Here is a 25,909-nt window from a genome sequence, read left to right on the forward strand (position 1 = left end):
AAGCGGCGCCCATACTCACCGGCTGGTGCCCGTGTGGTGGCGATCCGGGAGACGCCCGCTCATGCCGCCGCACCGTGGCATTTCTTGTATTTCTTCCCGGAGCCGCAGGGGCAGGGGTCATTGCGCCCCACCTTGCCCCCCACCGTTACCGGCTCTTGGGGGCGGTTACTGTGCAGACGGGCCATGGGGCTGGGGGGCACTGCTCTGGCGGGGCTGGGTCTGGCGGGGGCGGGGGCACGCCCGGGGGTGGGCTGGCGCTCTATGGTGATGGTGTAGTGGTAGATGGAGCGGGCCACATCGTGGCGGATACGGGCCAGGAGGTTCTGGAACATCTGGTGCCCCTCGGTCTTGAAGGCCACCAGGGGGTCCCGCTGGCCATAGGCATACAGGCCGATACCCTGGCGGAGGTTTTCCATGGCCGTGAGGTGCACCACCCAATGGCTGTCTATGGTGCGCAGGAGCACCAAACGCTCCAGGAGGCGCATAGGCTCGGAGCCGATGGCCTGCTCGCGTGCCTCGTAGAGACGACGGGCATAGTCCAGGATGCGCCCCTCTATCTCCTCGCGGCTCAGGGGGGCCAAAGCCTCCTTCTGCAGTTCGGGGGGTAGGGGGAAGAAGGTGCGCACATCCCGCACCAGGGCGTCCAGGTCCCACTGGTCAGGGTCCTTACCGGGTAAGTGGAGCGCACAGACCTCCCGTAGCTCCTGCTCTACCATCCCCAGCACGTTGGCCTTGAGATCGGCCCCGCTGAGAATCTTGCGCCGTTCGCTATAAATGACATCCCGATGCTTATTGACCACATCGTCGTATTCCACAAGGTATTTACGGATTTCAAAGTTATAGGCCTCCACTTTCACCTGGGCGTTCTCAATGGCCTTGCTGACCATCCTGCTCTCAATGGGCTGATCTTCGGGGAGACCTGCCCAGTTCATAAGGCTTTTAATGCGCTCGCCCCCAAAGCGGCGCAGGAGGTCGTCCTCCAGGGAGACGTAGAAGCGGGAGGAGCCGGGGTCGCCCTGGCGTCCGGCGCGCCCCCGCAATTGGTTGTCAATGCGGCGGGCCTCGTGTTTTTCGGTGCCGATGACGTGCAAGCCCCCCAGGGCCACCACCTTGTCGTGCTCCTCCTGCCAGCGGGCCATGACCTCGGCCTTGGTCTTCTCCACAATAGCGGGTGGGGCGTTGTCCAGGGTGTAGCCGTGCTTGCGCAGCGCTTCGGCCAGGAGGCCCTCGGGGTTGCCGCCCAGGATGATGTCGGTGCCCCGTCCCGCCATATTGGTGGCCACCGTTACCGCCCCGGTGCGCCCCGCCTGGGCGATGATCTGTGCCTCCCGCTCGTGATGCTTGGCGTTGAGCACCTGGTGGGGAATGCCCCGCGCACGGAGCATGGCGCTCAGTTTCTCGGAGTTCTCTATAGAGGTGGTGCCTACCAGGATGGGACGCCCCAACTTGTGGAGGGTTTCAATCTCCCGCACTACCGCCTCCCACTTGGCCTTCTCGGTCTTGAACACCAGGTCGGGGAGGTCCTGGCGAATCATAGGCTTATGAGTGGGGATGACGACCACATCCAGTTTGTAAATCTTGTAGAGTTCCTCGGCCTCGGTGGCAGCGGTGCCCGTCATGCCCGCCAGCTTCTCGTATAGGCGGAAGTAGTTCTGGAGGGTGATAGTGGCGTAGGTGATGGTTTCCTGCTGGACCTTGAGGCCTTCTTTGGCCTCCACGGCCTGGTGCAAGCCGTCGGCCCAGCGCCGCCCCTCCATGAGGCGGCCGGTGAACTCGTCCACAATGACAACCTGGCCATCCTTCACGACATAGTCCCTGTCACGTTTGTAAAACACCAGGGCGCGCAAGGCGTTCTCGATGTAGTGGGTGAGGGCATAGTTGCCTGGCTCGTAGAGGTTGCCCACATTCAGCCACCGCTCCATCTTGGCGATGCCGGCCTCGGTGAGGGTAACGGTGCGGTGCTTTTCGTCGGTGGTGTAGTCCTCTCCGGGCACAAGGCGGGGGACAAGGCGGGCCATCTGGTAGTAGAGTTGGGTGGATTCCTGGGCCGGCCCGCTGATAATGAGGGGGGTGCGGGCCTCATCGATGAGGATGTAGTCCACCTCGTCCACGATGGCGTAGTGCAGGCCCCGCTGGACCACTTGGGAGAGGTCAATGGCCATGTTGTCCCGCAGGTAGTCAAAGCCGAACTCGTGGTTGGTGCCGTAGGTGATGTCGGCCTGGTAGGCCTCACGGCGGGAGACGGGGCGCAGGTGGCGCAGGGAGAGGTTGTCGGTGGTGTAGGTGGGGTCGTATAGATAGGCCGCCTCGTGCTGGAGGCATCCAACGGTGAAGCCTAGGGCGCGGTAGACGGGGCCCATCCACTGGGCGTCGCGGCGGGCCAGGTAGTCGTTGACGGTAACGACATGCACGCCTTTGCCGGTGAGGGCGTTCAGGGCGACGGGCAGGGTGGCTACCAAAGTTTTGCCCTCGCCGGTCTTCATTTCGGCGATTTTGCCCTGATGGAGAACGATGCCGCCCAGAAGTTGCACATCATAGTGGCGCAGGCCGATGGTGCGGCGGGCAGCTTCCCGCACGGCGGCGAACACTTCGGGGAGGAGGTCATCCAGGCTTTCGCCCTGGGCGTGGCGCTGGCGGAACAGGTCCCCCTGGGCGCGCAGGTCGGCGTCGGACAGGCCCTGGAAGCGGGGCTCCAAGGCATTGATGCGCTCCACCAGGGGCCAGAGGGCTTTGACGGCCCGCTGGTGGGGGTCGCCGAACAGACGCGTAAAGGCTTTGAGCATGGGTGTTACTCTTTTCGGGGTTGACCCCTGCCCCGTCTGGGATTCGAACCCAGGACACCCGGATTAAAAGTCCGGTGCTCTGCCGGGCTGAGCTAACGGGGCGCGCCCCTTTTTATTCTACCATAGGGGTCGTCCCCGTCCCGCCCAGGGTCAGGAGGGGTGAAAGCGGGTGCTGACTCCGCGGGGCACCAGCACACTGATCAGCCCTATGCGGGAGAGGGGCCAGTAGGTGATCCACGCCTTGCCGATGATATAGCGCCGGTGCAAAGGTCCCCAGGAACGGGAGTCGTTGCTTAAGGGGCGGTTGTCGCCCAGGACGAAGTATTCGTCCGCCCGCAGATAGAGCGGGTTCATTGTAAAGGTGCCGGGGTTCTTGATGTACGGCTCGTGTAGGGGGCGGTCGTTGACAAAGACAATGCCAGAGCGGATTTCCACCTTATCCCCTGGGCCGGCCACCACTCGCTTGACGAAGTCCCGTTGGGGGTCACGGGGGTAGTGGAATACCACCACATCGCCCGGGCGGGGCCCACGGAAGGGCTCCCACACGGCCTGGGGGGACAGGGGAACAAACGGGAGCCAGCCGAACAGGCGCCCGATGGGTATGCGCAGGTAGCGGGCCTTATTTACCACCAGATACTCCCCGTGCTTCAGGGTCGGCTCCATGCTCGAGCCCTCCACACGGAAGTTTTGGAGGGTGCTCTGCAGGAGCAGGAACACGATGCCTGCCAGCACGAGGGTTTGGAGGGTCTCCCGCAGGAAGCGGCGCATGCGCAAGGCTCCTGTGGGCCTGGTCGGGGCGGCCGGGATTGAACCGGCGACCTCCAGGTCCCAAACCTGGCGCGCTGGCCGCTGCGCTACGCCCCGCAACAAAGTGGCGCCCCTGGCGCGACTTGAACGCGCGACACCCGGCTCCGGAGGCCGGTGCTCTATCCATGCTGAGCTACAGGGGCGTGCGTTTGCAGTATAGCACAGACCCCAAAAGCCCACAAGGATGTCCTTTCCGAAAGGGGAGAGATGGGGCTGGCCGTGCCCACGGCGCATCGTGGAACCCCCCCTTGCCCTAACCCCTTGAGGCGAAAGACATGCGCCGTCGTGCTGGCCTCCTTGAACAAGCGCCACGAACGCACAATTCCCGAATATATCAGGGATCTCCCCTCCGAATAGCATCTTCAGACAGGGATCAGGCCACGGTATTTGGTGAAGAGGTGTTTTCCATAAGATAAGTTGTGCAAAGATATGTATGTGCAATGAGTTGCAAAATTGCACTGCCCTCTATATCATGCGATGAACGGCCTACCGAGTGAGGAGGTTTGGCTATGCGCCGAACGGCTATTATCGTGCTGGTGACCCTTCTATGGGTGCTGGTGGGGTGTGCACCCCAACGGGCTGCGCCCACGCCCACCCCGCAACCGCCGCGCCCCGCAGCCCCCGTCGCCCAGCCTCCCCAGACTCCTCCGGCGGCTACCCCCACCCCGGCGCGTCCTGCCCCCTCTGGGGAGATCGTCATCGCCCTCACCGATGAGCCGCAAAACCTCAACCCCATCTTTATGGACTTTTACGCTGGCAACTGGAAGTCCTTCAACGGGTTGGTGAAGTATGACCAGAACCTCCAACTGGTGCCGGACCTTGCGGCCCAGATGCCCGAGATAAGCGCCGATGGGCGCACCGTTACCGTGCGCTTGAAGCCGGGCGTGCGCTTCCACGACGGCCATCCCCTCACGGCTGAGGATGTGGTGTTCACCTGGCGCGCTCTGGCAGATCCCAAGGTGGCCAGCACCCTGCGGGATCGCTTCGACTTGGCCAATGTGCTGGAGGATGTGCAGGCGGTGGACAGTGTGACGGTGCGGTTCCACCTCAAGCGTCCCGATGCCGCTTTCCTCCACAAACTGTATGTGGGCATTGTTCCCAAGCACCTGTTGGAGGGGCAGGACCTGAACACGGCCGCCTTCAACCGCCAACCCGTGGGCACGGGCCCCTATGTGTTCAAGGAGTGGCGGGCTGGTGAGCGCATCGTGATGGAGGCCAATCCCGACTACCACGGTGGCCCTGTGGGCATCGCCCGCCTGATCTTTGTGTTCATTAACGACGAGAATGCGCGGGCGGCCCAATTGCTGGCGGGCACTGTGGATGTGGCGGGCCTGCCCCCACGCTTGGCAGCGACCTTCCAGAATAACCCCCGCTTCCGGGTCTACCGCATCCCCAGTGCTGACGCCCGTGTCGCCGTGCTCCCCTATGATGAGCCCAACCTCAAAGACCCCCGTGTGCGCCGTGCCCTCTCCATGGCGGTGAACCGACAGGCCATTGTGGACGGGGTGCTGTTGGGTGCAGGGGAACCCGCCTATGGGCCTTTCATCGCCGGTGCGCCCCCTCCTGTTATCCCTTACGACCCTGAAGGGGCCAAGCGCCTCCTGCAGGAGGCGGGATGGACGCCGGGGCCCGACGGCTTTATGCAGAAGGATGGGCGCCGTCTGACCTTTACCTTGATGCATCCCGCTCACGATAGCGTGCGCCGCGACATTGCTCTGGCTATCCGCTCCGACCTGCAGCGCATCGGGGTGGATGTGCAGGTGGAGGGGTTGGGATGGACCGCCATTCGGGAGCGGTTTGGGAAGGCAGGCAATGTGTTCGGGTGGGGCCAGCCCTATGACCCTGATCTGGAGATCTACCGTCTGTTCCATTCCATCTACGCCTACGATGACGCCCCCTTTACCAACCCTGCCCGCATCATCAACCCCGAGATAGATCGGGCTCTGGATGAGGGGCGCCGGGAGTATGACCAGCGCCGGCGTTTGGAGGCCTATTCCCGCTTGCAACGCCTCATCCAGGAGGACGGCCACTGGCTGTTCACGGTCTATTTGACCCCCATCGTGGTTACCACCAGCAAGATCACCAATGTGCAAATCCAGCGGGAGGGGCATGCCCACGGGTTCTCGCGTGGGATGAGTTGGAACCTGGAGAGTTGGCGGATTGAGCGATGATAGCCCTTATTCTGCGGCGCCTGCTGGTGCTCCCGCTGGTTCTGGCGGGGGTGGCAGTAACCACTTTCCTCATCGCCGCCGTGTCTCCTTTTGACCCCATTGCGGCGTATGTGGGCAATGAAACGCCCATTAGCCGCCAGACGCGGGAGGAGATCGCCCGCGCCTGGGGCTTGGACAAGCCCTTAGCGGCACAGATGCTGGGCTGGCTGGGGCGTGTCGTGCAGGGGGATTTGGGCTACTCCCGCCTTCAGGGGGGGAAACCCGTTGCGCAGATCATTCGGGAGCGGATAGGGCCTTCGGCGCTGCTCGTGGGGAGTGCTTTGGGCCTGGTGCTGGTGGGGGGTTTGGTGGTCGGCACCCTGGCCGCCGCCTACCGCGACAGTTGGTTTGACTGGCTGGTGCGCGCGGTGTGCCATTTTAGCATCGCCTCCCCCTCCTTTTGGATTGCTTTGCTCTTCCTCCTCGTCTTCTCGGTTCAGCTTGGGTGGTTGCCGGGAGCGGGGATAGCGGATCCCCGCGCTGCGGAGGGGGGGCGGATCGACCTGCGCCGACTGGTGCTCCCCATGCTGTCCCTGGCCTTCACCCAGCAGGCGTGGTTTACCATGTTCGTCCGCAACACGGTGCTGGATCTCCTGCGGGAGGACTACATCCGCTTCGCCCAAGCGCACGGCAAATCCTGGCTCGCCATTGTGTTCCGGCACGCTTTGCCTAATGCCCTCATCCCCTTTGTTACCCTGATTGGGGTGCACCTGAGCGAAATTCTGGGGGGAACGGTGCTGGTGGAGAGCATCTTTGCGTGGCCAGGATTGGGGACGCTCACCCGTGATGCGGCTCTGGGGGTGGACATTCCGCTCCTGATGGCTATCACCTTGGGGGCGTCTTTCTTGGTGGTGATGGGGAACTTGTTGGCGGACGTGGCCTATCGGGTGTTGGATCCCAGGGTGCGGGAGGGACGGCTGTGAGCACCTGGGTGGGCGCGCTGCGGACAGCTACCCGTTGGTCGCTGACGCGCACGGTGGTGCGGCGCCTGCCGTGGAGCGCCACCGTGGCTATGGGGGTGTTGGTGGTGTTGGGGCTGGCCACAGCCCTGGCCGATGTGGTGCGCCCCCTGGATAGTTACACCGTGGATTTCCAGAAGTCCCTCCGCCCACCTACCTGGGCTCACCCCTTAGGCACCGATGACTTAGGGCGCGATGTGTTGGCCAGGGTGTTGCATGGGTTGCGGGTGTCGTTCCTCGTGGGCGTGCTGGCATCGTTGGTGGCGTTGGGCATTGGGGGTGTGGTGGGTATCACGGCGGGCACCCTGGGGGGACGGGTGGATGCGGTGTTGATGCGCTTTTTGGATATGTTCGCCTCCCAGAATCACCTGCTATTCGGCATCATTTTGGCGGTGTTGTTTCGTCCCGCTTTTGGGCCCATGGGGGCGGTGCTCCTGTCGGTGGGGTTGACCCACTGGACGACTTTGGCCCGTATCGTGCGAGGGGAGCTGCTGTCGCTACGGGAGCGCCTGTTTATCCGCGCAGCCGTGCAGAATGGAGCAGGGAGGCTTCACCTGGCGCGCCGGCACTACATTCCCCATCTGCTCCCTGCTCTGGTGCTGGGGTTTGTGCTCCTGGTTCCCCATGCTGTGTTTCACGAGTCGGCCCTCTCCTTTTTGGGGGTGGGCCTTTCGCCGCACCAAGCGTCTCTGGGTAACATTCTGGCCGACAGCCGGCGCACTCTGTTAGTGGGGGCCTGGTGGACCACCGTCTTCCCCGGGTTGGCCCTGTTTCTGGTGTCCATGGCCATAGGGGTGGTGGGGGAGTATTGGCGCGACCGGCACAACCCCCGCTGGCGCTCCGAGTTGGAGTTGTAAGGGATGGCTGTGCTGGAGGTGGAGGGCCTGACGGTGCGCTTCCGCACGCCGCGGGGGTTGGTGCACGCCCTCACCGATGCCCACTTCCGCGTAGAGAGGGGCGAGGTGTTGGTTATTCTGGGGGAAAGCGGCAGTGGGAAGACGGTGCTGGCTCACGCTTTAATGCGCCTTTTGCCCCGCAATAGCGTGGTTACGGGGAAGGTGGTGCTGGAGGGGATCTCCCTTTTTGACCTACCCGAATCTCGGATGCGCGCTGTGCGGGCACGGCGCATGGCTTTGATTCCGCAAAGCGCCGGCGCGGCTCTGAACCCGGTGCGCCGTGTGGGGCCTCTGCTGATGGAGTTAGCGCGGGGCAAGGGCTTGGACGCCCAGACGGCCCGCGCCCGCCTTGCTGCGGCGTTGCAGGAGCTGGACTTGCCCCTCGAACAGATCTGGGATCGCTATCCCCACCATTTGTCAGGCGGGATGCAACAGCGGGTGGTGAACGCTTTGGCGTGGGTGGGGAAACCGGCGGTGGTCATCGCCGACGAGCCGACCTTCGGGTTGGACGCGGATCTGGTGGAGGTTACTGCCAGCTCCCTGCGGCGCATGGCGGAGCAGGGGGCGGCGGTGTTGGTCATTACCCACGATCTGCGTTTGGCTCAAAGGCTGGGCACCCGGGTGGCGCTGATTTACGCCAGTTATATCGTGGAGCTGCGAGACACGCCCGCCTTTTTTGCCGGGCCGGCCCATCCTTATGGACGGGGCCTCTTGCAGGCTCTGCCGGAACGTGGAGGCATCCCCATCCCCGGTTTCCCCCCGGAACTGACGCACCTTCCGCAAGGATGCCCCTTTGCCCCCCGCTGTTCCCATCGCACGGAGCGGTGTAGCCGAGAGGTGCCACCCCTTCTGCCCCTCCCAATGGATAGGGGTGCTGTGCGGTGTGTCCTGTATGCTAGTGGCTGAAGGCGTTGCCAAATGGTATGGCTCGGGGCGTGCCCGGGTGGTGGCCCTGGAGGAGGCGTCGTTGACCCTGGCGCCGGGGGAGAGGGTAGGGGTCGTGGGGCGCAGTGGGTCGGGTAAGTCCACCTTGGCGCAAATCCTGAGCCTGGTGCTCCGTCCGGACCGGGGGCGGGTGTCCGTGGATGGGGAGGTGGTGAGCCGATGGGGTGTGGATGCCCCCAAGCACCTGCGCCGGCAGGTGCAGTTGATGTGGCAGTCGCCCCGCTTGTCTACTGACCCCCGCATGCGTCTGTGGGAGATCATCCTGGAGCCGTTGGCGATACACGGTCTGCTCCCCCGTCGGCCGGCCGAGCGGCACGCGATACTGGAGGAGTGGCGGGAACGGGTGGGTTTGACCCCGGAACTGCTGGAGCGCTATCCCCATGAAGTGTCCGAGGGGCAGTTGCAGAGGGCGTGCTTGGCCCGGGCGTTGATTGTGCACCCCCGTTACCTGATCTGCGACGAAATCAGTTCTATGCTGGATGTGTCCACGCAGGCGGCGCTGTTGGCTACCATCGCCCAGGAGCAGGCGCAACGGCCGATGGGGGTGCTGCTTATCAGCCACGATACGGTGCTGGTGCACTATTGGTGCACGCGCGCCGTCCGTTTGGAGAAGGGGAAAACTATGCCCCTTTCCTAGTCTAGGGGGCGGAGCGCTTGGGGGTTGTGCCGCGGGGCCGCTCCCTTTACGGGCGGGGGCGCTCCGTGCTATGCTGGCGTGGGATGGATAAGGTCAGTCGCCAAGACCGCCGAGCCGCCCGCAAGCGGGAGGAGGAGATTCAGAATATCCTTTTCGCCCTCCTGCGTGCTCACCATGACCCCTCCCGCCCCGAGGTCCGGGAGAAGGGACTGGATGAACGGGACCTGGCGTTTGAGGCCGATTTGATTATCCCCGCCGAGATGGAGATGGCGGTCTACGCCACGCAGAAGCGGGGGCATATCCTCTCCCTGTTGCGCACGATGAGGAGTCGAGGGTTGGTGGAGTATGCTCCGGCACCTCCCACAGGTGTGTATCGGGTGCGTCTAACCCCTTACGGGCAGGAGGTGGCCACCCATCTCTTCCGTCCCTGGTGGGCGCGTCTACGCGATGCCCTGCGTCGGCGTCGCCCCTTCGCACCGCCATCCTCCTAGGGGAAGGTCTCCATGCACTCACGGGCTGCGTTAGCCTCTGCCTTACGCCGTATTGTGGGGCAGCGGTATGTCCTGGACACCCCCGAGGCCCTTCTGGTGTATGAGTACGACGGCTCGGTGGACCGCTCCGTGCCGGGTTTGGTGGTGCTCCCCGGTTCGGCGGAGGAGACAGCCCAGGTAGTGCGGACGGTGCGGGAGGCAGGCTGGGCATTGGTGCCTCGGGGGGCCGGCACAGGGCTATCGGGGGGAGCGGTGCCTCTGCAAGGGGCGGTGGTGCTCTCCCTGGCACGCCTGAACCGCATTCTGGAGATTGACCCCGACAACATGCTCGCCGTGGTGGAGCCGGGGGTGGCCAATTTGGACATTAGTAAGGCCGTGCAGGCCTACGGCCTCTACTATGCCCCCGACCCTTCTAGCCAGAAGGCGTGCACCATCGGCGGGAATGTGGCAGAGAACGCCGGCGGCCCCCACTGTTTGGCGTACGGGGTTACCACCAACCATGTGCTGGGGATGGAGGCCGTGTTGGCCGACGGCTCCCTGGTGTGGGTGGGGGGCAAACATCGCCACAGCGTTGGCTACGACCTGCGGGGTGTGGTGATCGGCTCCGAGGGGATGTTGGTAGTGGTCACGAAGGTGGTAGTGCGCCTTTTGCCCCTGCCGGAGGCGGTGAAGACCCTGCTGGCGGTGTTTACGGAGATTGACCAGGCCAGCGCCGCTGTCTCGGCCATCATCGCCAGTGGGATGGTGCCGGCGGCTTTGGAGATGTTGGACCGTTTGACCATTGAGGCGGTGGAGCCGGCTGTCCACGCAGGGTATCCCAAGCAGGCGGGGGCAGTGCTCCTGGTGGAGGTGGAGGGCTTGCGGGAGGCGGTCGCAGAGCAGGGTGCCCAGGTGGAGGCCATCTGCCGCGAGATGGGGGCTGTGGAGGTGCGTTCGGCCGACCGCCCCGAGGAAAGGGAGCGCCTGTGGGCCGGGCGCAAAGGTGCTTTGGGGGCGCTGGGGCGTTTGGCGCCCAACTATCTGCTGCTGGACGGGGTGGTGCCGCGCACGCGCATCGTGGAGGCCCTCCAGCGTATCCGGGCCATTGCGGAGTTTTACCGCCTTCCCATCGCCAATGTGTTCCACGCGGGCGACGGTAACCTGCATCCGTGCATCCTGTTTGACGAGCGGGACCCCGACCAACTGCGCCGGGCCAAGGAAGCGGGCGGGGCTATCCTCAAGATGTGTGTGGAAATGGGGGGTGCCCTGTCGGGGGAGCACGGCGTGGGCATCGAGAAGCAGGAGTATATGCCCCTGTACTTCACTCAGGAGGATATGGCGGCCATGGCCAAACTGCTCCACGCCTTTGGGAGTGCGGGGTTCCTGAACCCTGGGAAGGTGTTTCCCCAGGGGAAGCCGCCTGGCGACTTCCGCCCCAGGACACGCCTGCCCGCCGACGCTGTCGTGTAGCCTATGCGCCCCCGCTGGCCCAGCCGGCAGGGTATGGCCCTTATCCTCGGGCCCTTATTATTCGGTGCTGTTCTGCTCTTAGCCCCTACGGGTTTGGAGTGGAAGGCTAGGGTAGTGGCGGCTCTGACGGTGTGGATGGCGGTGTGGTGGCTGATGGAGGCGGCTCCTCTGGCCGTTACCGCCCTTCTCCCCCTGGTGGTATTGCCGGTGCTGGGGGCGGTATCCTTCGGGGGGCTAGCGGCTCAGTATGCCGACTCGGCCATCTTCCTTTTGTTGGGGGGCTTCCTGGTTGCCTCGGCCATTGAGCGGTGGGGGTTGCACCGGCGGTTCGCTGCAGTGGTTCTCGCCCGCACGGGGGGGCGTCCCTGGTTGGTGCTGGGTGGGGTGATGTTCGTTACCGCCTCTTTGTCGGGGTGGATCAGCAACACCGCGACGGCCATGCTGGTCTTGCCGGTGGCGACCAGTATCCTGTCGGCGTATGGGGAACCGAAGGGGGGGCGCTTCGGGACGGCTCTGCTCCTGGGGGTGGCCTATTCGGCCACCATTGGGGGGATTGGTACCCTGGTGGGCACCGCCCCCAACCTCATTTTCGCCGGAGCCTATCGCTCTCTGGTGGGGCGGGAGGTGTCGTTTTTGGAGTGGATGTCCTACGGTTTGCCCCTGGCGCTGTTGATGTGGCTGGGGGCGTGGCTATACTTAGCCTTCGTCTATGCCCGCGTCGGCACGAAAGGTACGCAAGTTTCGCAGACGATGCCCAGTGCTCTTGCACCGGGGGCGTGGACGCGGGAGCAGGTGCTGGTGTTGGGGGTGTTTCTCACTGTAGCCCTACTGTGGATGACCCGTCCCGCTTGGGGCGGGCGCTGGCCGGCCGTTACCGATGCCTGGATTGCTATGGCGGGGGGCATAACGCTTTTTTTGCTCCCGGCGCGGCCGGGGGGCCGTTTGCTCACAGGGGAGGCGATCAAGGCTTTGCCGTGGGATGTGGTGCTGTTATTGGGGGGTGGGCTGGCGTTGGCCCATGCCTTTAGCGCCACAGGGCTGGATACCTGGCTTGCTCAGCGGCTGACGGTGTTGGGCGGGCTTCCGCCCGTGCTGATCTTGGGGATTGTGGTGGCGGCTATAGTGTTTGCCACGGAGTTGGCGTCTAACACAGCCATCGCCAGTATCACCTTGCCGGTGGTGGGGAGCATGGCCGTGGCGTTGGGGGTGGAGCCGTTCCCTCTGATGATCGCCGTAACCTTTGCAGCCTCGTTGGCCTTCATGTTGCCGGTCGGCACACCTCCCAACGCCATCGTGTTCGGCACAGGCTATTTCACGTTGCCCCAAATGGCACGGGTGGGGTGGTGGATGAACCTGATGGGCATCGCTATAATAACGGTATACATGGCCCTCCGCTGGGAGGCCCGTTGAGCGCTCCCACGTCCCTCGCCCGGCGTTTGAACCCCTCCCTTCTCCACTCAGGGGAGCGTCTCAGGGGGTTCGCCGTGGACGGCCTTGTGCCTCGGTTGGCGGTGCGCCCTCGCACGGTGGAGGAGGTGGCCCAGGTGCTGGCACTGGCACATCAGGAGGGGGCGGCAGTGGTGCCCTGGGGAGGGGGCACCCGTATGGACTTGGGGGGGATACCCCGTGCGTATGAGGTGGCTTTGGACTTGACGGGCTTGCACCAGCCTCTGGAGCATTCCCCTGCCAACTTGACGGTGCGGGTGGGAGCAGGCGTTACTTTGGAGCACCTGCAGAAAGTGCTGGGGCGGGAAGGGCAGTTTTTGCCCCTAGACCCCCCCTTGCCTCACAGGGCAACCATCGGAGGAACCATGGCCTCGGCGACCTATGGCCCCCTGTGCGCGGGATATGGTCTGCCGCGGGATTTGGTCATTGGGATGGGGGTGGTGCACGCCGACGGCACCCGCACGAAGAGCGGGGGGCAGGTGGTCAAAAATGTTACGGGCTTTGAGATGCACCGCCTCTACACGGGCTCGTTGGGCACGTTGGCCGTGATAACCGAGGCTACTTTCAAGGTGGCTCCTCTGCCCAAGGAGGAGCGCACGGTGGTGGCGGCCTTCCCGTCGGCCGAGGGGGCTGTGGGGGCAGGGCTGGAGACGGTGCGCATAGGGCTGGCCCCGATGGCGATGGAGGTGCTCACCGATTCGGCGTGGGCGATGGTGCCTGCCCCTGCAACGCCCTTGGCTCCCCAGGGCGAAAAGGTGTTCTGGCTCCTGGTGCGGTTTGGGGGTCCGCCGTCGGCGGTGGCGCGCCAGGAGCGGGAGGCCTTAGCCGTGTGTGAGCGCTTTGGGGTTGCGGGGGGGGCAGTGGAGGTGCTGAAGGGGGAGCAGGGGCGGGCCTTGTGGCGCGGGGTGGCTAGCTGGGGATGGGGGGAGCCCTATCCTCCCTTGGGCGTGCGCATCTCCTGCCTGCCCCGCCAAGTAGTGGAGGTGCTCCAGCTGCTGGAAAGTGGGGAACAGGATAGGGGAACGCGCCCCGCCGTTGCCATCCATGCCAGTATAGGAGTGGTGCGGGTGTTTTGGCCCGTCAGCCCCGCGGGGGAAAACGCGCAGGATGTGGCGTCGGCACTGGGGCGACTGCGGGAGCGGGTGCACGGGTTGGGGGGGCGCATGGTGGTGGAGCGCGCGCCCGTGGAGGTGAAGCGCTTACTAGACCCGTGGGATGTAGCCCCTGAGACGCTGGGCCTGCACCGTGCCCTGAAGGCCCAGTTCGACCCCAAGGGGGTGCTCAATGCGGGGCGTTTTGTGGGGGGCATCTGATGGGCCAAGCCGGTTCCGTGCGGGAGCGCTCTGTGGTGCAGGGGTTTGTGGGCCCCGACGCCCCAGCCGAAAAGGACTTGTATACCTGTGTGCACTGTGGGCTGTGCCTCACGGCGTGTCCCACCTATCTGGAAACGGGTCTGGAGACCGAATCGCCGCGCGGGCGCATCGCCCTGATGCGGGCGGTGTATGAGGGGCGGTTGGCGTTGACGCGGGAGGTGGTGCGCCATTGGGATCTCTGCCTTGCCTGCCGAGCGTGTGAGGCGGTGTGCCCTTCGGGCGTGCCCTACGGACGGCTCATTGAACACACCCGTGCCCAGGTCTTGAGGCATTTGCCCCCGCCGCTGTGGGTGCGTTGGGGGGAGGGCTTAGTGTTTCGGCACCTCCTACCCTATCCCGGGCGATTGCGCCTGGGGATGCGGCTGTTGCGGTGGTACCAACGTCTGGGGGTGCAGGGGGTGGTGCGCAGAACGGGACTTCTGCGGCCCTTTCCCCTGCTTCACAGAATGGACAGCCTGTTGCCTCCCCTGCCCAGCCATTTCTTTTCGGCGCGGGGGCAGGTGTATGCCCCGCGGGGCACGCCGCGCGGGCGTGTGGCGCTTCTTTCGGGGTGTGTGATGCCTCTGGTGCACGCCGCCACCATGCGGGCGTGCGTGCGGGTGCTGACCCACAATGGCTGGGAGGTGGTGGTGCCCCGGTCCCAGGTGTGCTGTGGGGCGCTCCATGTGCACAGCGGGCGGTTGGAAGAGGGGCGCAATTTGGCTCGGCACAATATCCAAGCCTTCCTGGAAACCCAGCCCGATGCTATCATTGTGGCGTCGGCGGGGTGTGGCTCCACTATGAAGGAGTACGGCCACCTGCTGAAGGACGACTCCCGCTTTGCCACGCAGGCGCGCGAGTTTAGCACAAAGGTCAAGGATATCCACGAGTTTCTGGTGTCCTCGTCCTTCACACCTCCTCAAGCCCCCTGGGAGATAACGGTTACCTATCAGGAGCCCTGCCACCTGGCCCACGCCCAACGCATCTCCCAGGCCCCGCGCCGTCTCTTACGCTCCATCCCCGGTCTGCGCTTGGTAGAGATGCATACCCCCGCCAAGTGCTGTGGGGCGGCGGGGAGTTATCAAATCTTCCAAAGGGAGATGTCGGAGCGTCTGGCCGAGGATAAACTGCGGGACGCTCTCTCCACCGGCGCCCAGGTTTTGGCCACGGCCAACCCAGGCTGTGCCCTGCAACTGGAGGCGAGTGTGCAACGCCGGCGCTTGCCCCTGCGCGTGGCGTATGTGATAGACCTGCTGGACGAGGCCTACCAGCGGGAGGCAGAGGGGGCATCCTAATCGGGACTCCCCTACGGCCCCCTTCTGCGCTATGCTGGTAGGCGAGGAGGCCCATGTCGGACAAGCAGATCCGCCTCACGAGCCTGGCCCACTGCGCCGGCTGAGCGGCCAAGTTTAGCCCAGAGGCTCTGGGCAAACTGTTGGCCAGCCTGCCGGTGATGCGTCATCCTGACCTGCTGGTGGGCGTGGAGACCGGGGACGATGCCGCCGTCTACCGGTTGAGGGAGGGTCTTGCCCTTGTTCTGACAACTGACTTCTTCCCCCCCATCGTGGATGACCCCTATTGGTATGGGGCCATCGCCGTGGCCAACTCCCTGAGCGATGTGTATGCCATGGGAGGACGTCCCCTCCTTGCCCTGAACATCCTGGCTTGGCCCATGGGTCAACTGGAGGCGGAACTGCAGGAGACCCTGCGGGGGGGCTATGCCAAGGCCCAGGAGGCGGGGTGCCTCATTGTGGGGGGCCACACGGTGGACGATAAGGAACCCAAATATGGCCTGGCTGTCGTGGGGGTGATTGACCCCCAACGGGTAGTGCGCAATGTGGGGGCCCGCCCTGGGGATGTTCTGGTTCTGACCAAGCCCCTGGGCACAGGCATCATTACCACGGCGGCTAAGCAAGGCCTGGCAGAGGCTGCCGTGCTGGAAAAGGCTACTCAGGTTATGGCCCATCTCAACCGTGCGGCGAGCGAGGCGATGCAAGAGGTGGGCGTAGATGCCTGCACCGATGTTACGGGTTACGGTTTGCTCGGGCATCTGCTAGGGATGGTGCGGGGCAGTGGGGTGGGAGCACGGGTGTGGGGGGAGCAGGTGCCCGTGTTGGAGGGAACATGGGATCTTTTGGAGGCGGGTATCGCCCCCGGAGGCACCCACCGCAACTTCTCCTGGGTGGGGAAACTGGTGCGCTGGGGCGAGGGCATCCCCCGCACGGCCCAACTCCTCCTGTGTGATGCCCAGACCTCGGGCGGGCTGTTGATGGCCGTGCCCCGCCAGCGCCTGGATGCTTTGCAGAGGGCCCTGCACCAGCGGGGCGAGCAGGGCTGGGTGGTGGGGGAGGTTACTGCTGACGAGGGAATTCGGGTGGAGCGGTAAGGATGGACAAGGAGCGGTTTGTGTTGCCGCGGGAGATGTGGGAGCAGATGGTCGCCCACGCCCGTCGGGAGGACCCCAACGAGGCGTGTGGGGCCTTGGCGGGGAAAGGCTCCCACGCCCAGCGCCTCTACCCGCTCACCAATACCGAGCGCAGTCCCTACCGCTACATGACCGACCCCAAGGAACTCTACCAGGCGATGAAGGACGCCGAGCGGTCAGGGCTGGAGATCATCGCCTTCTATCACTCCCACACGCACACGCCGGCGTATCCCTCACCTACGGATGTGCGCCTGGCCACCTGGCCGGAGGCGTACTACCTTATCATTTCCCTGCAGGACAAGGCTTCCCCTGTGGTGCGCGCCTTCCGCATCCAGGATGGACGGGTGCGGGAGGTGCCGTTGGACATTGTCCCCCCCTCCCAGGGCTAACCCCGGTGCCCCTCCTGCGTTTCTATTGGTGAAACACCGCTTCAAGGAGGTATACCGATGCGCAAAGCCCTGTGGATACCCCTCGTGTTAGCCGCTTTTGTGGTTGTGGGTGTGGGGACAGTCTTCGCCTGGCCTCGGGGGACGGCCCGCGCCCAATCCTCTGATGCATCGCCCCGTCAAGCGAAGGCATACCTGGGCGTGCAGGTGGCAACCATTACGGAAGCCCTCTCCCAGCGTTTGGGTTTACCCATCGGGGGTGTGGTGGTGGTCCGCGTCCTGCCGGGGAGCCCCGCCGAGGCGGCGGGCCTGCAGAGGGGTGATGTGCTGACCCAGGCCACCCTGGGCACCACAACCGTCGCCCTCCAGCGCCCCGCCGACTTGACCACCCTCCTGCGGAACGCCCAGCCCGGTCAGCAGGTTACCTTGACGCTCCAGAGGGGTGGCCAGAGCCGCACGGTGACTATCAGCTTGGGGCAGTGGCCTCAACCCCCCATCGACCGTGGGCATGACCTGGGGAAGCCAGGCTTGCCTTTCCCCAAGCGCGGCCGCATGGATAGCGTCCTGCGGGGGCAGGTAACCCTGCAACAGGGCACCACAACCGTAACCTACGCCTTCTTCGGGGGCACGGTGAGCGCTACCAGCACCAACGCCATTGTGGTTACGCCCTTGGACGGCAGTGCGCCGGTAACGGTGAATGTGACGGATCAGGTGCGTGTGGTAGGGTGCCCGCGGGGTGAGGGGGCGAACTTGGCTGTGGGGAGTCGGGTGGTGGTGGTCTCCCAGGACGGGGTGGTGCGGTGGGTGAAGGTGCTGGGGCCGTGCGGAGCGGGAGAGCACCTCTGGGGGAAGAGGCACGAGGGGGGAGGCCCTATCCGTATCCAGCCCGTCCCACAACGGCACTCCCCCGTGCGAGGGGCGTCCCCCCAAGGTGTCAATCTCTAGGGAGGTGTGCCACCTCTCTTGCGGAAAGGGGAGGGGGGCATCCCCCTCCCCTTGTTGTGTAGGAAACGGCTCTTGGGTATGGCGCTACATCATGGTGTACCCGCCGCTCACCGAGAGGGTTTGGCCCGTAATGAAACTGGCGGCGTCGGATGCCAGGAAGACGACGGCGTTGGCCACCTCTTGGGCCGTCCCCAGCCGGCGCAAGACGTAGTTGCGCTTGGCCCGCTCCATAACCTCGTCGGTAAAGATGGCCCGTTGCTGTTTCCACATGCTGGCCTCCCCCACCTCTTCGTCGGAGCGGGGGACGGTGAGGCCGGGGCACACGGCGTTAAGGCGGATGTTGTAGCGCCCCACCTCGCGGGCGAGGGCCTTCATCAAAGCGATGACCCCCGCCTTGCACGCCCCATACACCGCCTCCCGATACTCCCCCATGCGCCCGGCATCGGAACTGATGCTCACAACGGCCCCCCGCTGACGCTGGACCATGTGGGGCAGGACAGCCCGACAGCAGTTGATAACCCCCCACAGGTTGACCTTCACCTCTTTTTCCCACTCCTCCCGAGGCTTCTCCAGAAAGAGGCGGTCTACTGTCCACCCCACATTGTTCACCAGCACATCAATCGCCCCATACGCCTGGAGCACACGGTTGACCATGTTTTCCACCGAGGCGTAATCGGTAACATCGGTTTTGACCACCAGGGCGGTCGCCCCGGTGCCCAAGCGGGCCACCTCTTGGGCGACCTTGTGGGCCTGGGGTTCGTCTATCTCAGCGATGGCGATGCGCGCCCCCTCCTGGGCGAAGGCGAGCACGATGGCCCGGCCGATGTTGGATCCGCCCCCTGTAACGATGACGCTTTTGCCGCGCAGACCCAGGTCCATTGGCACCTCCTAAGTGGGATGTCCCATGTAGTGTAGCGCACCAACAGACGGCGATATGCTAGGATGCGCTTCAGGAGGGTGGCGTGGAGATACGTGCAGTGGCGTGGCGAGACGACGCCCTGTGGCTTTTGGACCAATCGGCGTTGCCGGTGCAAGTGTCCTGGGTGGTGTGTCGGAGCCCCCAGGAGGTGGAGGAGGCCATCCGCTCTTTGAAGGTGCGGGGTGCACCTGCCATCGGCATTGCGGGGGCCTACGGCGTGGCACTGGCGGCGCGCCATCTCCCCGACACTCTTCCCCTTGAGGAGTATCTGGAGAGGTTGCACGTCCAGGGGGAGAGGCTGGCCCGTGCTCGCCCGACGGCTGTGAACCTGCGCTGGGCGGTGGAGCGCACGCTGCGCGTCGCCCGCGCGCACAGACGCGTGCAGGAGGTACGGGAGGCGGTGTTGGCCGAGGCCCACCGTATTCTGCAGGAGGATGTGGAGGCCAATCGGCGCATCGGGGCGCTAGGGGCAGATTTGCTGCCCCACGGGTGTTGGGTGTTGACCCACTGCAACACGGGGGCATTGGCCACTGGGGGTTGGGGCACGGCACTGGGGGTCATCCGCACGGCCTGGGCGCAGGGGAAACTGCGGGGGGTGTATGCCACTGAAACACGACCTCTCCTGCAAGGGGCGCGCCTGACCACCTGGGAACTGCACCAGGAGGGCATTCCCGTCACGCTGGTGGTGGATGGGGCCGTAGGGGCGCTCCTACGCCAGGGGAAGGTGGATGCCGTGGTGGTGGGGGCCGACCGCATCGCCGCTAACGGCGATGTGGCCAATAAAATCGGCACCTATCCCCTGGCTGTGTTGGCTCACCGACACGGCATCCCCTTCTATGTGTGTGCTCCCACCAGTACCCTAGATTGGGCAACGCCCTCGGGAGAAGCCATAGTTATAGAAGAACGCTCCCCTTTGGAGGTGGTGCGTGTGGGCTGGGGGTGGGGCAGGGAGGGGCAGGGTCTTCCCATCGCCCCCGCGGGGGTGCCAGCCTGGAACCCCGCCTTTGACATCACCCCGGCTGACCTTGTTACTGCCATCATTACTGAGGTAGGGGTTGCCCGCTTTCCCTACGCCCATACCCTGCCACGCCGGTGCGGGAGCGGGGAAAGCGCTGACGCCCGGTAGAAGGCACATCTCGGGGGGCAAGGGTCAGGGGAAGAGCCCCCGTAGACGCATGGCGTCGGCGACCCGGCGGATGGCCACCATATAGGCTGCCAGACGCATATCGCTCTTCTCCCGTTCTGCGAGGGAGGCCACCTCCCCGAAGGCACGCACCAAGATACGTTCCAGGTTGCGGTTGACCTCTTCTAGGTCCCAGAAGTAGAACTGAAGGTCCTGCACCCACTCAAAGTAGGAGACGACGACCCCGCCAGCATTCGCCAGGATGTCGGGCACTACCAGGACGCCTCTCTCCCGCAGGATGGCATCTGCCTCGGGAGTGGTGGGGCCGTTGGCTCCCTCTACCACAAGGCGCGCCTTCACCCGGTCGGCGTTGCGCCCGGTGATTTGGTTCTCCATGGCGGCGGGGACGAGGATATCGCAAGGCAAGGCCAGCAGGTCGTCGTTGGTAATGGCCTCGGCGTGGGGGAAGCCTTGCAGTTGCCCGTGCGTCTGCTTCCAGGCCTGCACACTGGGTAAATCCAGGCCGTGGGGGTTATAGAGGCCACCGACCGAATCGCTGATAGCCACCAGGCGAGCTCCCATCTGGGTGAAGCACTGGGCAGCGTGCAGTCCCACATTGCCTGCTCCCTGGATGGCTACCGTGGCCCCTTGCAAGGAGAGGCCCTTGAAGCGCATGGCCTCCCGGGCGATGATGGCGACACCGCGCCCTGTTGCCTCGCGACGCCCCAGGGTTCCTCCCACAGCCACGGGCTTGCCCGTGACTACGCCTGGCACCGAGTAGCCTTTATGCATGGAGATAGTGTCCATAATCCAGGCCATGACCTGGTCGTTGGTGCCCACATCGGGGGCGGGGATGTCGCTTTCGGGGCCGATGAGCAGGGCGATTTCCGAGGCGTAGCGGCGGGTGAGGCGTTCCAGTTCGCCCAAAGAGAGGCGCTTGGGGTCAACGGCTACTCCCCCTTTTGCTCCCCCATAGGGGATGTTGACGACGGCGCATTTCCAGGTCATCCACATGGCTAGGGCGCGCACCTCGTCCAAGTCCACAGCGGGGTGATAGCGGATACCCCCCTTAGCTGGCCCCCGTGCGAGGTTGTGCTGAATGCGGTAGCCGACGAACATGCGCACGGAGCCGTCGTCCATGCGGACAGGGAAATGGACGGTCAGTTCCCTTTTGGTCTGGCGCAAGTGCTGGCGCAGGTCGTCCTCGAGGCCCAGGCGCGCGGCAGCGGCGTCAAACTGGGCCAGGGCCACATCGTAGGCTGACAAGGGGCGTTGAGCGGGCGCGGTAAGCATGAGTTCGCTCCTTTGTTGCTCACTATATGGGCCTCTCCTCTATAATAAGGTTCGCCCAGTCCTAGAGGGATATGGTGAGCAAGGGTGTCTGTCTGCCGTATGCCCTGTGGCCTCGGTTTATTGTGTCTACACGGTTGGCGAGGAGGGTGCTGTGCCCCAGGCGTTAGAGGGCATCCGTGTCCTTGATTTGACCCACTACATTGCGGGGCCTTTCGCCACCCGCCTGCTGGCAGATTTGGGGGCGGATGTGGTGAAAGTGGAACGTCCTCGGGGGGGCGACCCTGCGCGGCGTCTGGGCCCCTTCTTCCAAGATATCCCGCAAGGGGAGCACTCCCTCCTGTTCTTTTTCTTGAACCTCAACAAACGCTCCATCACTCTGGACGTGAAAACGGCGACGGGGCGCTCCCTCTTGCGCCCCCTGGTGGAGTGGGCGGATCTGGTGGTGGAGAACTTTGCACCCGGCACCCTAGCGTCGTGGGCCCTCTCCTACGAGACTCTGGCCTCCTGGAACCCCCGGGTGGTGCTGGTCTCCCTTTCCAACTTCGGGCAGTGGGGGCCGTACCGGGATTACCAGGTGGACGACCTCATCGCCTACGGGATGGGTGGGCCCATGCTGATGACGGGGATAGCGGATCGGGAGCCCTCAACCATCGGGTTGTATATCCCCTTGTACCAGGCGGGTGCTGTGGCAGCGCTGGCTGGCCTGATGGGGGTTACCCAAGCCGAACTGACCGGGCGGGGCGATTGGCTGGATGTCTCGATCTTCGAAACCCAGGTGGGAAGCCAGGATCGGCGCACGGTGGCGCTGGTGGGATATCAGTATACGGGGGAGACCTTTACCCGCCGTGTCCCTGCTGCCACCATCGCCAGTGGGATCAAGCCGTGTCAGGACGGCTATGTGGGCTTTGCCGGCTTTGGTCCGCGGTTTGTATCCGTTGTGGCGATGTTGGGGCGTCCCGAATTACTGCAGGATCCCCGCTGGGGCACGGTGGAGGGGCGCGCCAGACCCGAAGCGGCGGAGGCTTTTGACAGGGAGGTGTTTTTGCCCTGGCTGATGCAGAGGACCATGCGGGAGATTTGGGAGGTGGCGCAGGCACACGGGGTGATCGCAGGGCCGGTGTTCACGGTCAAAGAGGTGCTGGAGGACCCGGTGTTCCGTGCGCGGGGGGTGTGGGCAGAGATAGAGCACCCGGTGCTGGGAAAGGTCTGCCTGCCGGGGCGGCCCTTCCTGATGGATGCCACCCCTTGGGCGCTCCGTCGTCCCGCACCCTTATTGGGACAGCATAACCGAGAGGTCTTCGTGGATATGCTGGGTCTTTCTTCATCCGACCTGGTGCGCCTGCGCCAGATGGGGGTGGTGTAACCTTGGAGTTCCCACGCCATAGTATACAGGTGCGTATTGCCGTGTTTCCCTGTGAGCCCCTAGCCCGTCTGGCCGCCTCGCGTCTGGTGGAGGCGGGAATCCCCTGCCTGGTGCGTTCGGAGGGTGTAGGGCCGGGGGCGTGGGGCAGCGCTGCCAATCTGCCCTACAGCATTTTGGTCCCTGAGGGGGAGCAGTGGCGGGCGCGGGAGGTGCTGGGCCTGCCCCCTGCGGAGGTGCTGGAGCGGTGTTCACCTCCTTCGGGGACACGCCCCCCTCTGGGGGTGCGGATAGCGCTGGTGGTCCTCGCCCTGATGCTTCTCCTTGTTCTCGGGGCAGGGGTAGGGATGCGTCTCCTGCAAGGGGGGTAAGATGACGGCTTCGCTTCCTCTGAATGGCGTGCGTGTTGTAGACCTCACGGTGGTCTGGGTAGGGCCTTATTGCACCATGTTCCTGGCCGACTGGGGGGCGGAGGTGATTCGGGTGGAGACGCACCAGGTATTTCAGCCCAGCACGCGGGGGTATGTGCCCTACCCGAGCAAGGAACTGATGCGCACCCAGCGCACCTGGAGCCTGGCCTTGCCCAACTGGGAGCCGGGGCGTCGTCCCTGGAACCGCACGCCTCTGTTCAACTCCCATGGGCGCAACAAACTCTCCTTTACCGTGGACTTGCGCCGCCCAGAGGGGCGGGAGGTGCTCTATCGTCTGGTGGCTATTTCGGACGTGCTCATTGAGAACAACGCCCCCGACACGATGGAGAAACTGGGGGTTACCTACGAGAATCTGCGCCGTTACAATCCGACGCTGATCATGGTGCGCATGCCTGCCTACGGGCTTTCGGGGCGATATGCCACGTACCGGGCCTTCGGTTCCCAACTGGAGTCCGTGGTCGGGCACACCTCACTGCGGGGCTATCCCGACACTGATCCCTCTTTGCGAGGGGATGTGTTTACGGCCGATGCGGTGGGGGGGATTATCGCCGCCGTTGCCACCCTGGCGGCCCTGCGCCACCGCCGGCGCACCGGTCAGGGTCAGCAGATTGAGTTCCCCCAGGCCGAAGCCTTTCTCCCTTTGCTGACCCCTGCCTTCCTGGACTATATTCTCAACGGGCGTGTGCAGGGGTCGCCGGGCAATCGCCACCCCTCCTTCGTGCGGGGGTGCTACCCGTGCCTGGGCAAAGACCGTTGGCTGGTCATCTCCCTCTATACCGATGCCCAGTTCCAGGCCTTGTGCCGTGTGATGGGACGCCCGGACATGGCTAACGACCCCCGGTGGGTGGATTCCCTGTCCCGCCGGAAGAACCAGGACGCTTTGGACCAGGAGATCACTCGTTGGACACAAACCCAGGAGGCCTATCAGGCCTTTCGGCGTTTGCAGGAGGCGGGGGTGCCTGCGGGGGTGGTGAGCCACGAGGGGGATATCTTCTCCGACCCCCACCTGGGGGTGCGCCGATACTTTGAACCCCTTACCCAGGAGGACACGGGCACCCATTACTACCCCGGCCTCTTATGGAAGGCGATGCACACCCCCAATCGTCTGCGCTTGCCCCCTGTGCGCCTGGGGGAACACAACCGCTGGGTCTATCGGGACCTGCTGGGCTACGACGAAGAGGAGTATAAGGCCCTGGAGGCGGCGGGCCATATTGGGGAGGACTATCCCCCGAACCTGCGTTAGACGGCTCCGAGGGCCTGGAACACCTGCAGGAACTGGGCCACATTGCCGGGCTGGAACCAGGGAATCGCCTCAACAATGCGCCCCTCTGCATCTATGACGAACACGGCGCGCTGGGCGCGACGGCCGTCTGCGCTTACCACCCCGTAGGCGCGGGCCACTTGCAGGTCGGGGTCGCTGGCCAGGGGGAAAGGACACCCCCCCAGGGCCTGCCCGAAGCGCTCCTGGATGGGGAGCGGGTCGGCGCTGATGGCGATGACCTCGGCCCCCGTGCCCTGGACGGTGGCGTACTCGTCCTTGAAGGAGGACACTTGCAGGCTACAGGCGGGGGTCAGCGCCTCGGCGAAGAAGAGGAGCACCACCTTGCGCCCCCGGTAGTCTTGGAGGCGGATGGGCCCGAGGGTGCTCGGGAGGGTGAAGTCGGGGGCAGGGTCACCGACCTGGGGCATGGGTCTCTCCTTGCGGGTTGTGCAAGCGGAGGGCGATGGTGGCCAGGCGCTGGCCGAGGCGACGGGCCTGGGCCAGGTCCTCCTCGGTGGCGTAACCGGCGGCGGTGGCACCGTAGTAGGAGCCCGAGCGCTCCATCTCTTTCGTCCAAGGCAGGCCCACCACCAACATCCCGCACGCCAGCATCCAGTGGAGTAAGGCCAGCAGGGTGAACTCCAGGCCGCTGTGGCGTCCCCGTCCCGCCACGAAGGCGGCGCCAGGTTTGCCCGCCAGGGAACCCTCCTCCCACAGATCGCCCTGCTCGTCCAGCCAGGCCTTTAGGCGTGCGGGGATACCGCTCCAGTTGGGACACCCCAGGGCGAGGGCATCGCAAGTCAGGAGGTCGCTCCGTTGAGCCTGAGCGACAGGGCGCAGGAGAGGCATCGCGCCGGGGACGGTGTGGACGCCTTGGGCAACGGCTTGAGCCAGGCGCACCACCTGGGTGCTGTGGCCGTCGTAAAGTATCAGGACAGTGATAGGCATAGGCGCTAAGGGTCGGAGCAGTCCCGGTAGGCCCCGCAGCGGGGGCAGACCAGTTTACAGTGCAGGGCGAGGGTGGGTGCCCCACAACGGTCGCAGGGGGGCGGCGCTAGACGCACTGGTGGTGCCTGGATGACCATCATACCCCCAGTATACTGCGCCCAGGTTAGTAAGTATACCCTGGTTCGGGTGTAGAGGTCGGCGTCGGGGTGGGGCGGGCACCCAGGGGTTGGCCGGCTGGCGACAGGACGAACCACACGTCCCCAACCCCCTGTCCCCGCGCCTCGCCGGGGGCGGTGTCAGCGGCGTAGTAGTAGAGGGGCCAGCCATGGTAGGTAACCTGAAGGGTGCCTTCCGGACGACGGGTGGTGCCCAAAAGGGCCGGGTTCAGGCCCTCACCTGCAACAGGGGGAGCCGTCGTGAGCAGAGGGGGCCACGCTCGGGCACAGGCGTCTACACAGGTGGAGGTGTTGGGCCGATCGTTGGTGAACAGGTACAGAGTGCGTCCTTGGGCGTCGGTGAGAATGCGCCCCAGTTGGGGGTGCAGGGAGGTTCGCACAACTGTCCCCGCAGGGGTGGGTGAAGGAGGTGGAGGTGGGGGCGGGGTCGGTGTGGCAGTGGGGGTGGGAGTGGGTGTCGGGAGCGGAGCAGGCGTGGGGCTAGGAGTAGGTGTAGGGGTAGGTGTTGGAGGTGGTGGGGCTGGTGGAGGCGTGGGCGGGGGGAGTGTGGGTTGGGCAGCAGGGGCCGGAGGAGATGTCGGGGTGGGGGACAGACCCCGACAAGCCACAAGGAGAAGGAGCACTACCAGGAGAAGCCCCAGGAAACGCAGGAACACCTTTTCCCCTT

The 25,909-nt window shown here is 64.8% G+C and carries 24 protein-coding genes and 3 tRNA genes; 17 read left to right on the forward strand and 10 right to left on the reverse strand.

Annotated features, from left to right (window positions below; all coding sequences use genetic code 11):
- Positions 1-59: 59 nt before the first annotated feature.
- From secA to NZ951_07880, 5 genes are all read right to left on the reverse strand, one after another.
- Complete coding sequence (secA, locus tag NZ951_07860; protein MCS7207827.1) at positions 60-2,783, reverse strand: preprotein translocase subunit SecA; 2,724 nt, start codon at positions 2,781-2,783, stop codon at positions 60-62.
- Between the two features lie 28 nt (positions 2,784-2,811).
- Positions 2,812-2,885: transfer RNA gene (locus NZ951_07865), tRNA-Lys, on the reverse strand.
- 48 nt (positions 2,886-2,933) lie between these two features.
- Positions 2,934-3,551 (reverse strand): signal peptidase I, encoded by a 618-nt coding sequence (gene lepB / locus NZ951_07870; GenBank protein MCS7207828.1) that lies wholly within the window; start codon positions 3,549-3,551, stop codon positions 2,934-2,936.
- A gap of 20 nt (positions 3,552-3,571) precedes the next feature.
- A tRNA-Pro gene (locus tag NZ951_07875) sits at positions 3,572-3,647 on the reverse strand.
- Between the two features lie 8 nt (positions 3,648-3,655).
- Positions 3,656-3,733: transfer RNA gene (locus NZ951_07880), tRNA-Arg, on the reverse strand.
- 366 nt (positions 3,734-4,099) lie between these two features.
- Here NZ951_07880 and NZ951_07885 point away from each other — a divergent pair.
- From NZ951_07885 to NZ951_07945, 13 genes are all read left to right on the forward strand, one after another.
- Positions 4,100-5,761, forward strand: a complete 1,662-nt coding sequence (locus NZ951_07885; GenBank protein MCS7207829.1) for an ABC transporter substrate-binding protein — start codon at positions 4,100-4,102, stop codon at positions 5,759-5,761.
- Complete coding sequence (locus NZ951_07890) at positions 5,758-6,723, forward strand: ABC transporter permease (GenBank protein ID MCS7207830.1); 966 nt, start codon at positions 5,758-5,760, stop codon at positions 6,721-6,723. The genes NZ951_07885 and NZ951_07890 overlap by 4 nt, the downstream gene beginning before the upstream one ends.
- Positions 6,720-7,616: an ABC transporter permease gene (locus NZ951_07895; protein ID MCS7207831.1), complete on the forward strand. Its 897-nt coding sequence runs from the start codon at positions 6,720-6,722 to the stop codon at positions 7,614-7,616. Before NZ951_07890 ends, NZ951_07895 begins: the two co-directional genes overlap by 4 nt.
- A gap of 3 nt (positions 7,617-7,619) precedes the next feature.
- On the forward strand, positions 7,620-8,561 hold the full coding sequence (locus tag NZ951_07900) for an ABC transporter ATP-binding protein (protein ID MCS7207832.1): 942 nt from the start codon (positions 7,620-7,622) through the stop codon (positions 8,559-8,561).
- Positions 8,548-9,237: a dipeptide/oligopeptide/nickel ABC transporter ATP-binding protein gene (locus NZ951_07905; protein ID MCS7207833.1), complete on the forward strand. Its 690-nt coding sequence runs from the start codon at positions 8,548-8,550 to the stop codon at positions 9,235-9,237. Before NZ951_07900 ends, NZ951_07905 begins: the two co-directional genes overlap by 14 nt.
- A 65-nt stretch (positions 9,238-9,302) precedes the next feature.
- Positions 9,303-9,728, forward strand: a complete 426-nt coding sequence (locus tag NZ951_07910) for a hypothetical protein (protein MCS7207834.1) — start codon at positions 9,303-9,305, stop codon at positions 9,726-9,728.
- A gap of 12 nt (positions 9,729-9,740) precedes the next feature.
- Entirely contained in the window at positions 9,741-11,177 is a 1,437-nt protein-coding gene (locus tag NZ951_07915; protein MCS7207835.1) for an FAD-binding protein, read from the forward strand.
- 3 nt (positions 11,178-11,180) lie between these two features.
- On the forward strand, positions 11,181-12,587 hold the full coding sequence (locus NZ951_07920) for an SLC13 family permease (protein MCS7207836.1): 1,407 nt from the start codon (positions 11,181-11,183) through the stop codon (positions 12,585-12,587).
- The gene (locus NZ951_07925; GenBank protein ID MCS7207837.1) at positions 12,584-13,936 is read left to right on the forward strand and encodes an FAD-binding oxidoreductase; all 1,353 of its coding nucleotides are present in this window, start codon (positions 12,584-12,586) and stop codon (positions 13,934-13,936) included. The genes NZ951_07920 and NZ951_07925 overlap by 4 nt, the downstream gene beginning before the upstream one ends.
- The gene (locus NZ951_07930) at positions 13,936-15,270 is read left to right on the forward strand and encodes a (Fe-S)-binding protein (protein ID MCS7207838.1); all 1,335 of its coding nucleotides are present in this window, start codon (positions 13,936-13,938) and stop codon (positions 15,268-15,270) included. Before NZ951_07925 ends, NZ951_07930 begins: the two co-directional genes overlap by 1 nt.
- 53 nt (positions 15,271-15,323) lie before the next feature.
- The gene (gene selD / locus NZ951_07935) at positions 15,324-16,361 is read left to right on the forward strand and encodes a selenide, water dikinase SelD (protein ID MCS7207839.1); all 1,038 of its coding nucleotides are present in this window, start codon (positions 15,324-15,326) and stop codon (positions 16,359-16,361) included.
- A 2-nt stretch (positions 16,362-16,363) separates the two neighbouring features.
- Positions 16,364-16,789 (forward strand): M67 family metallopeptidase, encoded by a 426-nt coding sequence (locus tag NZ951_07940; GenBank protein ID MCS7207840.1) that lies wholly within the window; start codon positions 16,364-16,366, stop codon positions 16,787-16,789.
- Positions 16,790-16,846: 57 nt separating this feature from the next.
- On the forward strand, positions 16,847-17,731 hold the full coding sequence (locus tag NZ951_07945; protein MCS7207841.1) for a PDZ domain-containing protein: 885 nt from the start codon (positions 16,847-16,849) through the stop codon (positions 17,729-17,731).
- Between the two features lie 84 nt (positions 17,732-17,815).
- On the opposite strand, the gene NZ951_07950 is transcribed toward NZ951_07945, so the two are convergent.
- Complete coding sequence (locus tag NZ951_07950; protein ID MCS7207842.1) at positions 17,816-18,610, reverse strand: SDR family oxidoreductase; 795 nt, start codon at positions 18,608-18,610, stop codon at positions 17,816-17,818.
- An 89-nt stretch (positions 18,611-18,699) separates the two neighbouring features.
- On the opposite strand from NZ951_07950, the gene mtnA reads away from it, so the two are divergent.
- Positions 18,700-19,776, forward strand: coding sequence for an S-methyl-5-thioribose-1-phosphate isomerase (gene mtnA / locus NZ951_07955; GenBank protein ID MCS7207843.1), 1,077 nt, complete (start codon positions 18,700-18,702; stop codon positions 19,774-19,776).
- A gap of 24 nt (positions 19,777-19,800) precedes the next feature.
- Here mtnA and NZ951_07960 read toward each other — a convergent pair whose 3' ends face one another.
- Positions 19,801-21,066, reverse strand: a complete 1,266-nt coding sequence (locus NZ951_07960; protein ID MCS7207844.1) for a Glu/Leu/Phe/Val dehydrogenase — start codon at positions 21,064-21,066, stop codon at positions 19,801-19,803.
- A gap of 151 nt (positions 21,067-21,217) precedes the next feature.
- On the opposite strand from NZ951_07960, the gene NZ951_07965 reads away from it, so the two are divergent.
- Genes NZ951_07965 through NZ951_07975 form a run of 3 tightly spaced genes read left to right on the forward strand, consistent with a single transcriptional unit; the run spans position 21,218 to position 24,100 of the window.
- Positions 21,218-22,429, forward strand: a complete 1,212-nt coding sequence (locus tag NZ951_07965) for a CoA transferase (protein ID MCS7207845.1) — start codon at positions 21,218-21,220, stop codon at positions 22,427-22,429.
- A 2-nt stretch (positions 22,430-22,431) separates the two neighbouring features.
- A complete protein-coding gene (locus NZ951_07970) occupies positions 22,432-22,797 on the forward strand; it encodes a DUF2007 domain-containing protein (GenBank protein ID MCS7207846.1) in 366 nt (121 codons plus the stop codon).
- A gap of 1 nt (position 22,798) precedes the next feature.
- On the forward strand, positions 22,799-24,100 hold the full coding sequence (locus NZ951_07975) for a CoA transferase (protein ID MCS7207847.1): 1,302 nt from the start codon (positions 22,799-22,801) through the stop codon (positions 24,098-24,100).
- On the opposite strand, the gene NZ951_07980 is transcribed toward NZ951_07975, so the two are convergent.
- The 3 genes from NZ951_07980 to NZ951_07990 form a co-directional block, all read right to left on the reverse strand.
- On the reverse strand, positions 24,097-24,546 hold the full coding sequence (locus tag NZ951_07980; protein MCS7207848.1) for a peroxiredoxin: 450 nt from the start codon (positions 24,544-24,546) through the stop codon (positions 24,097-24,099). The genes NZ951_07975 and NZ951_07980 overlap by 4 nt on opposite strands.
- Positions 24,530-25,066 (reverse strand): NAD(P)H-dependent oxidoreductase, encoded by a 537-nt coding sequence (locus NZ951_07985; protein MCS7207849.1) that lies wholly within the window; start codon positions 25,064-25,066, stop codon positions 24,530-24,532. Before NZ951_07985 ends, NZ951_07980 begins: the two co-directional genes overlap by 17 nt.
- A 163-nt stretch (positions 25,067-25,229) precedes the next feature.
- Positions 25,230-25,622: a hypothetical protein gene (locus NZ951_07990; GenBank protein ID MCS7207850.1), complete on the reverse strand. Its 393-nt coding sequence runs from the start codon at positions 25,620-25,622 to the stop codon at positions 25,230-25,232.
- Positions 25,623-25,909: the final 287 nt, after the last annotated feature.

Source organism: Dehalococcoidia bacterium (assembly GCA_025060295.1).
Lineage (GTDB): Bacteria > Chloroflexota > Dehalococcoidia > Lucifugimonadales > HRBIN23 > HRBIN23.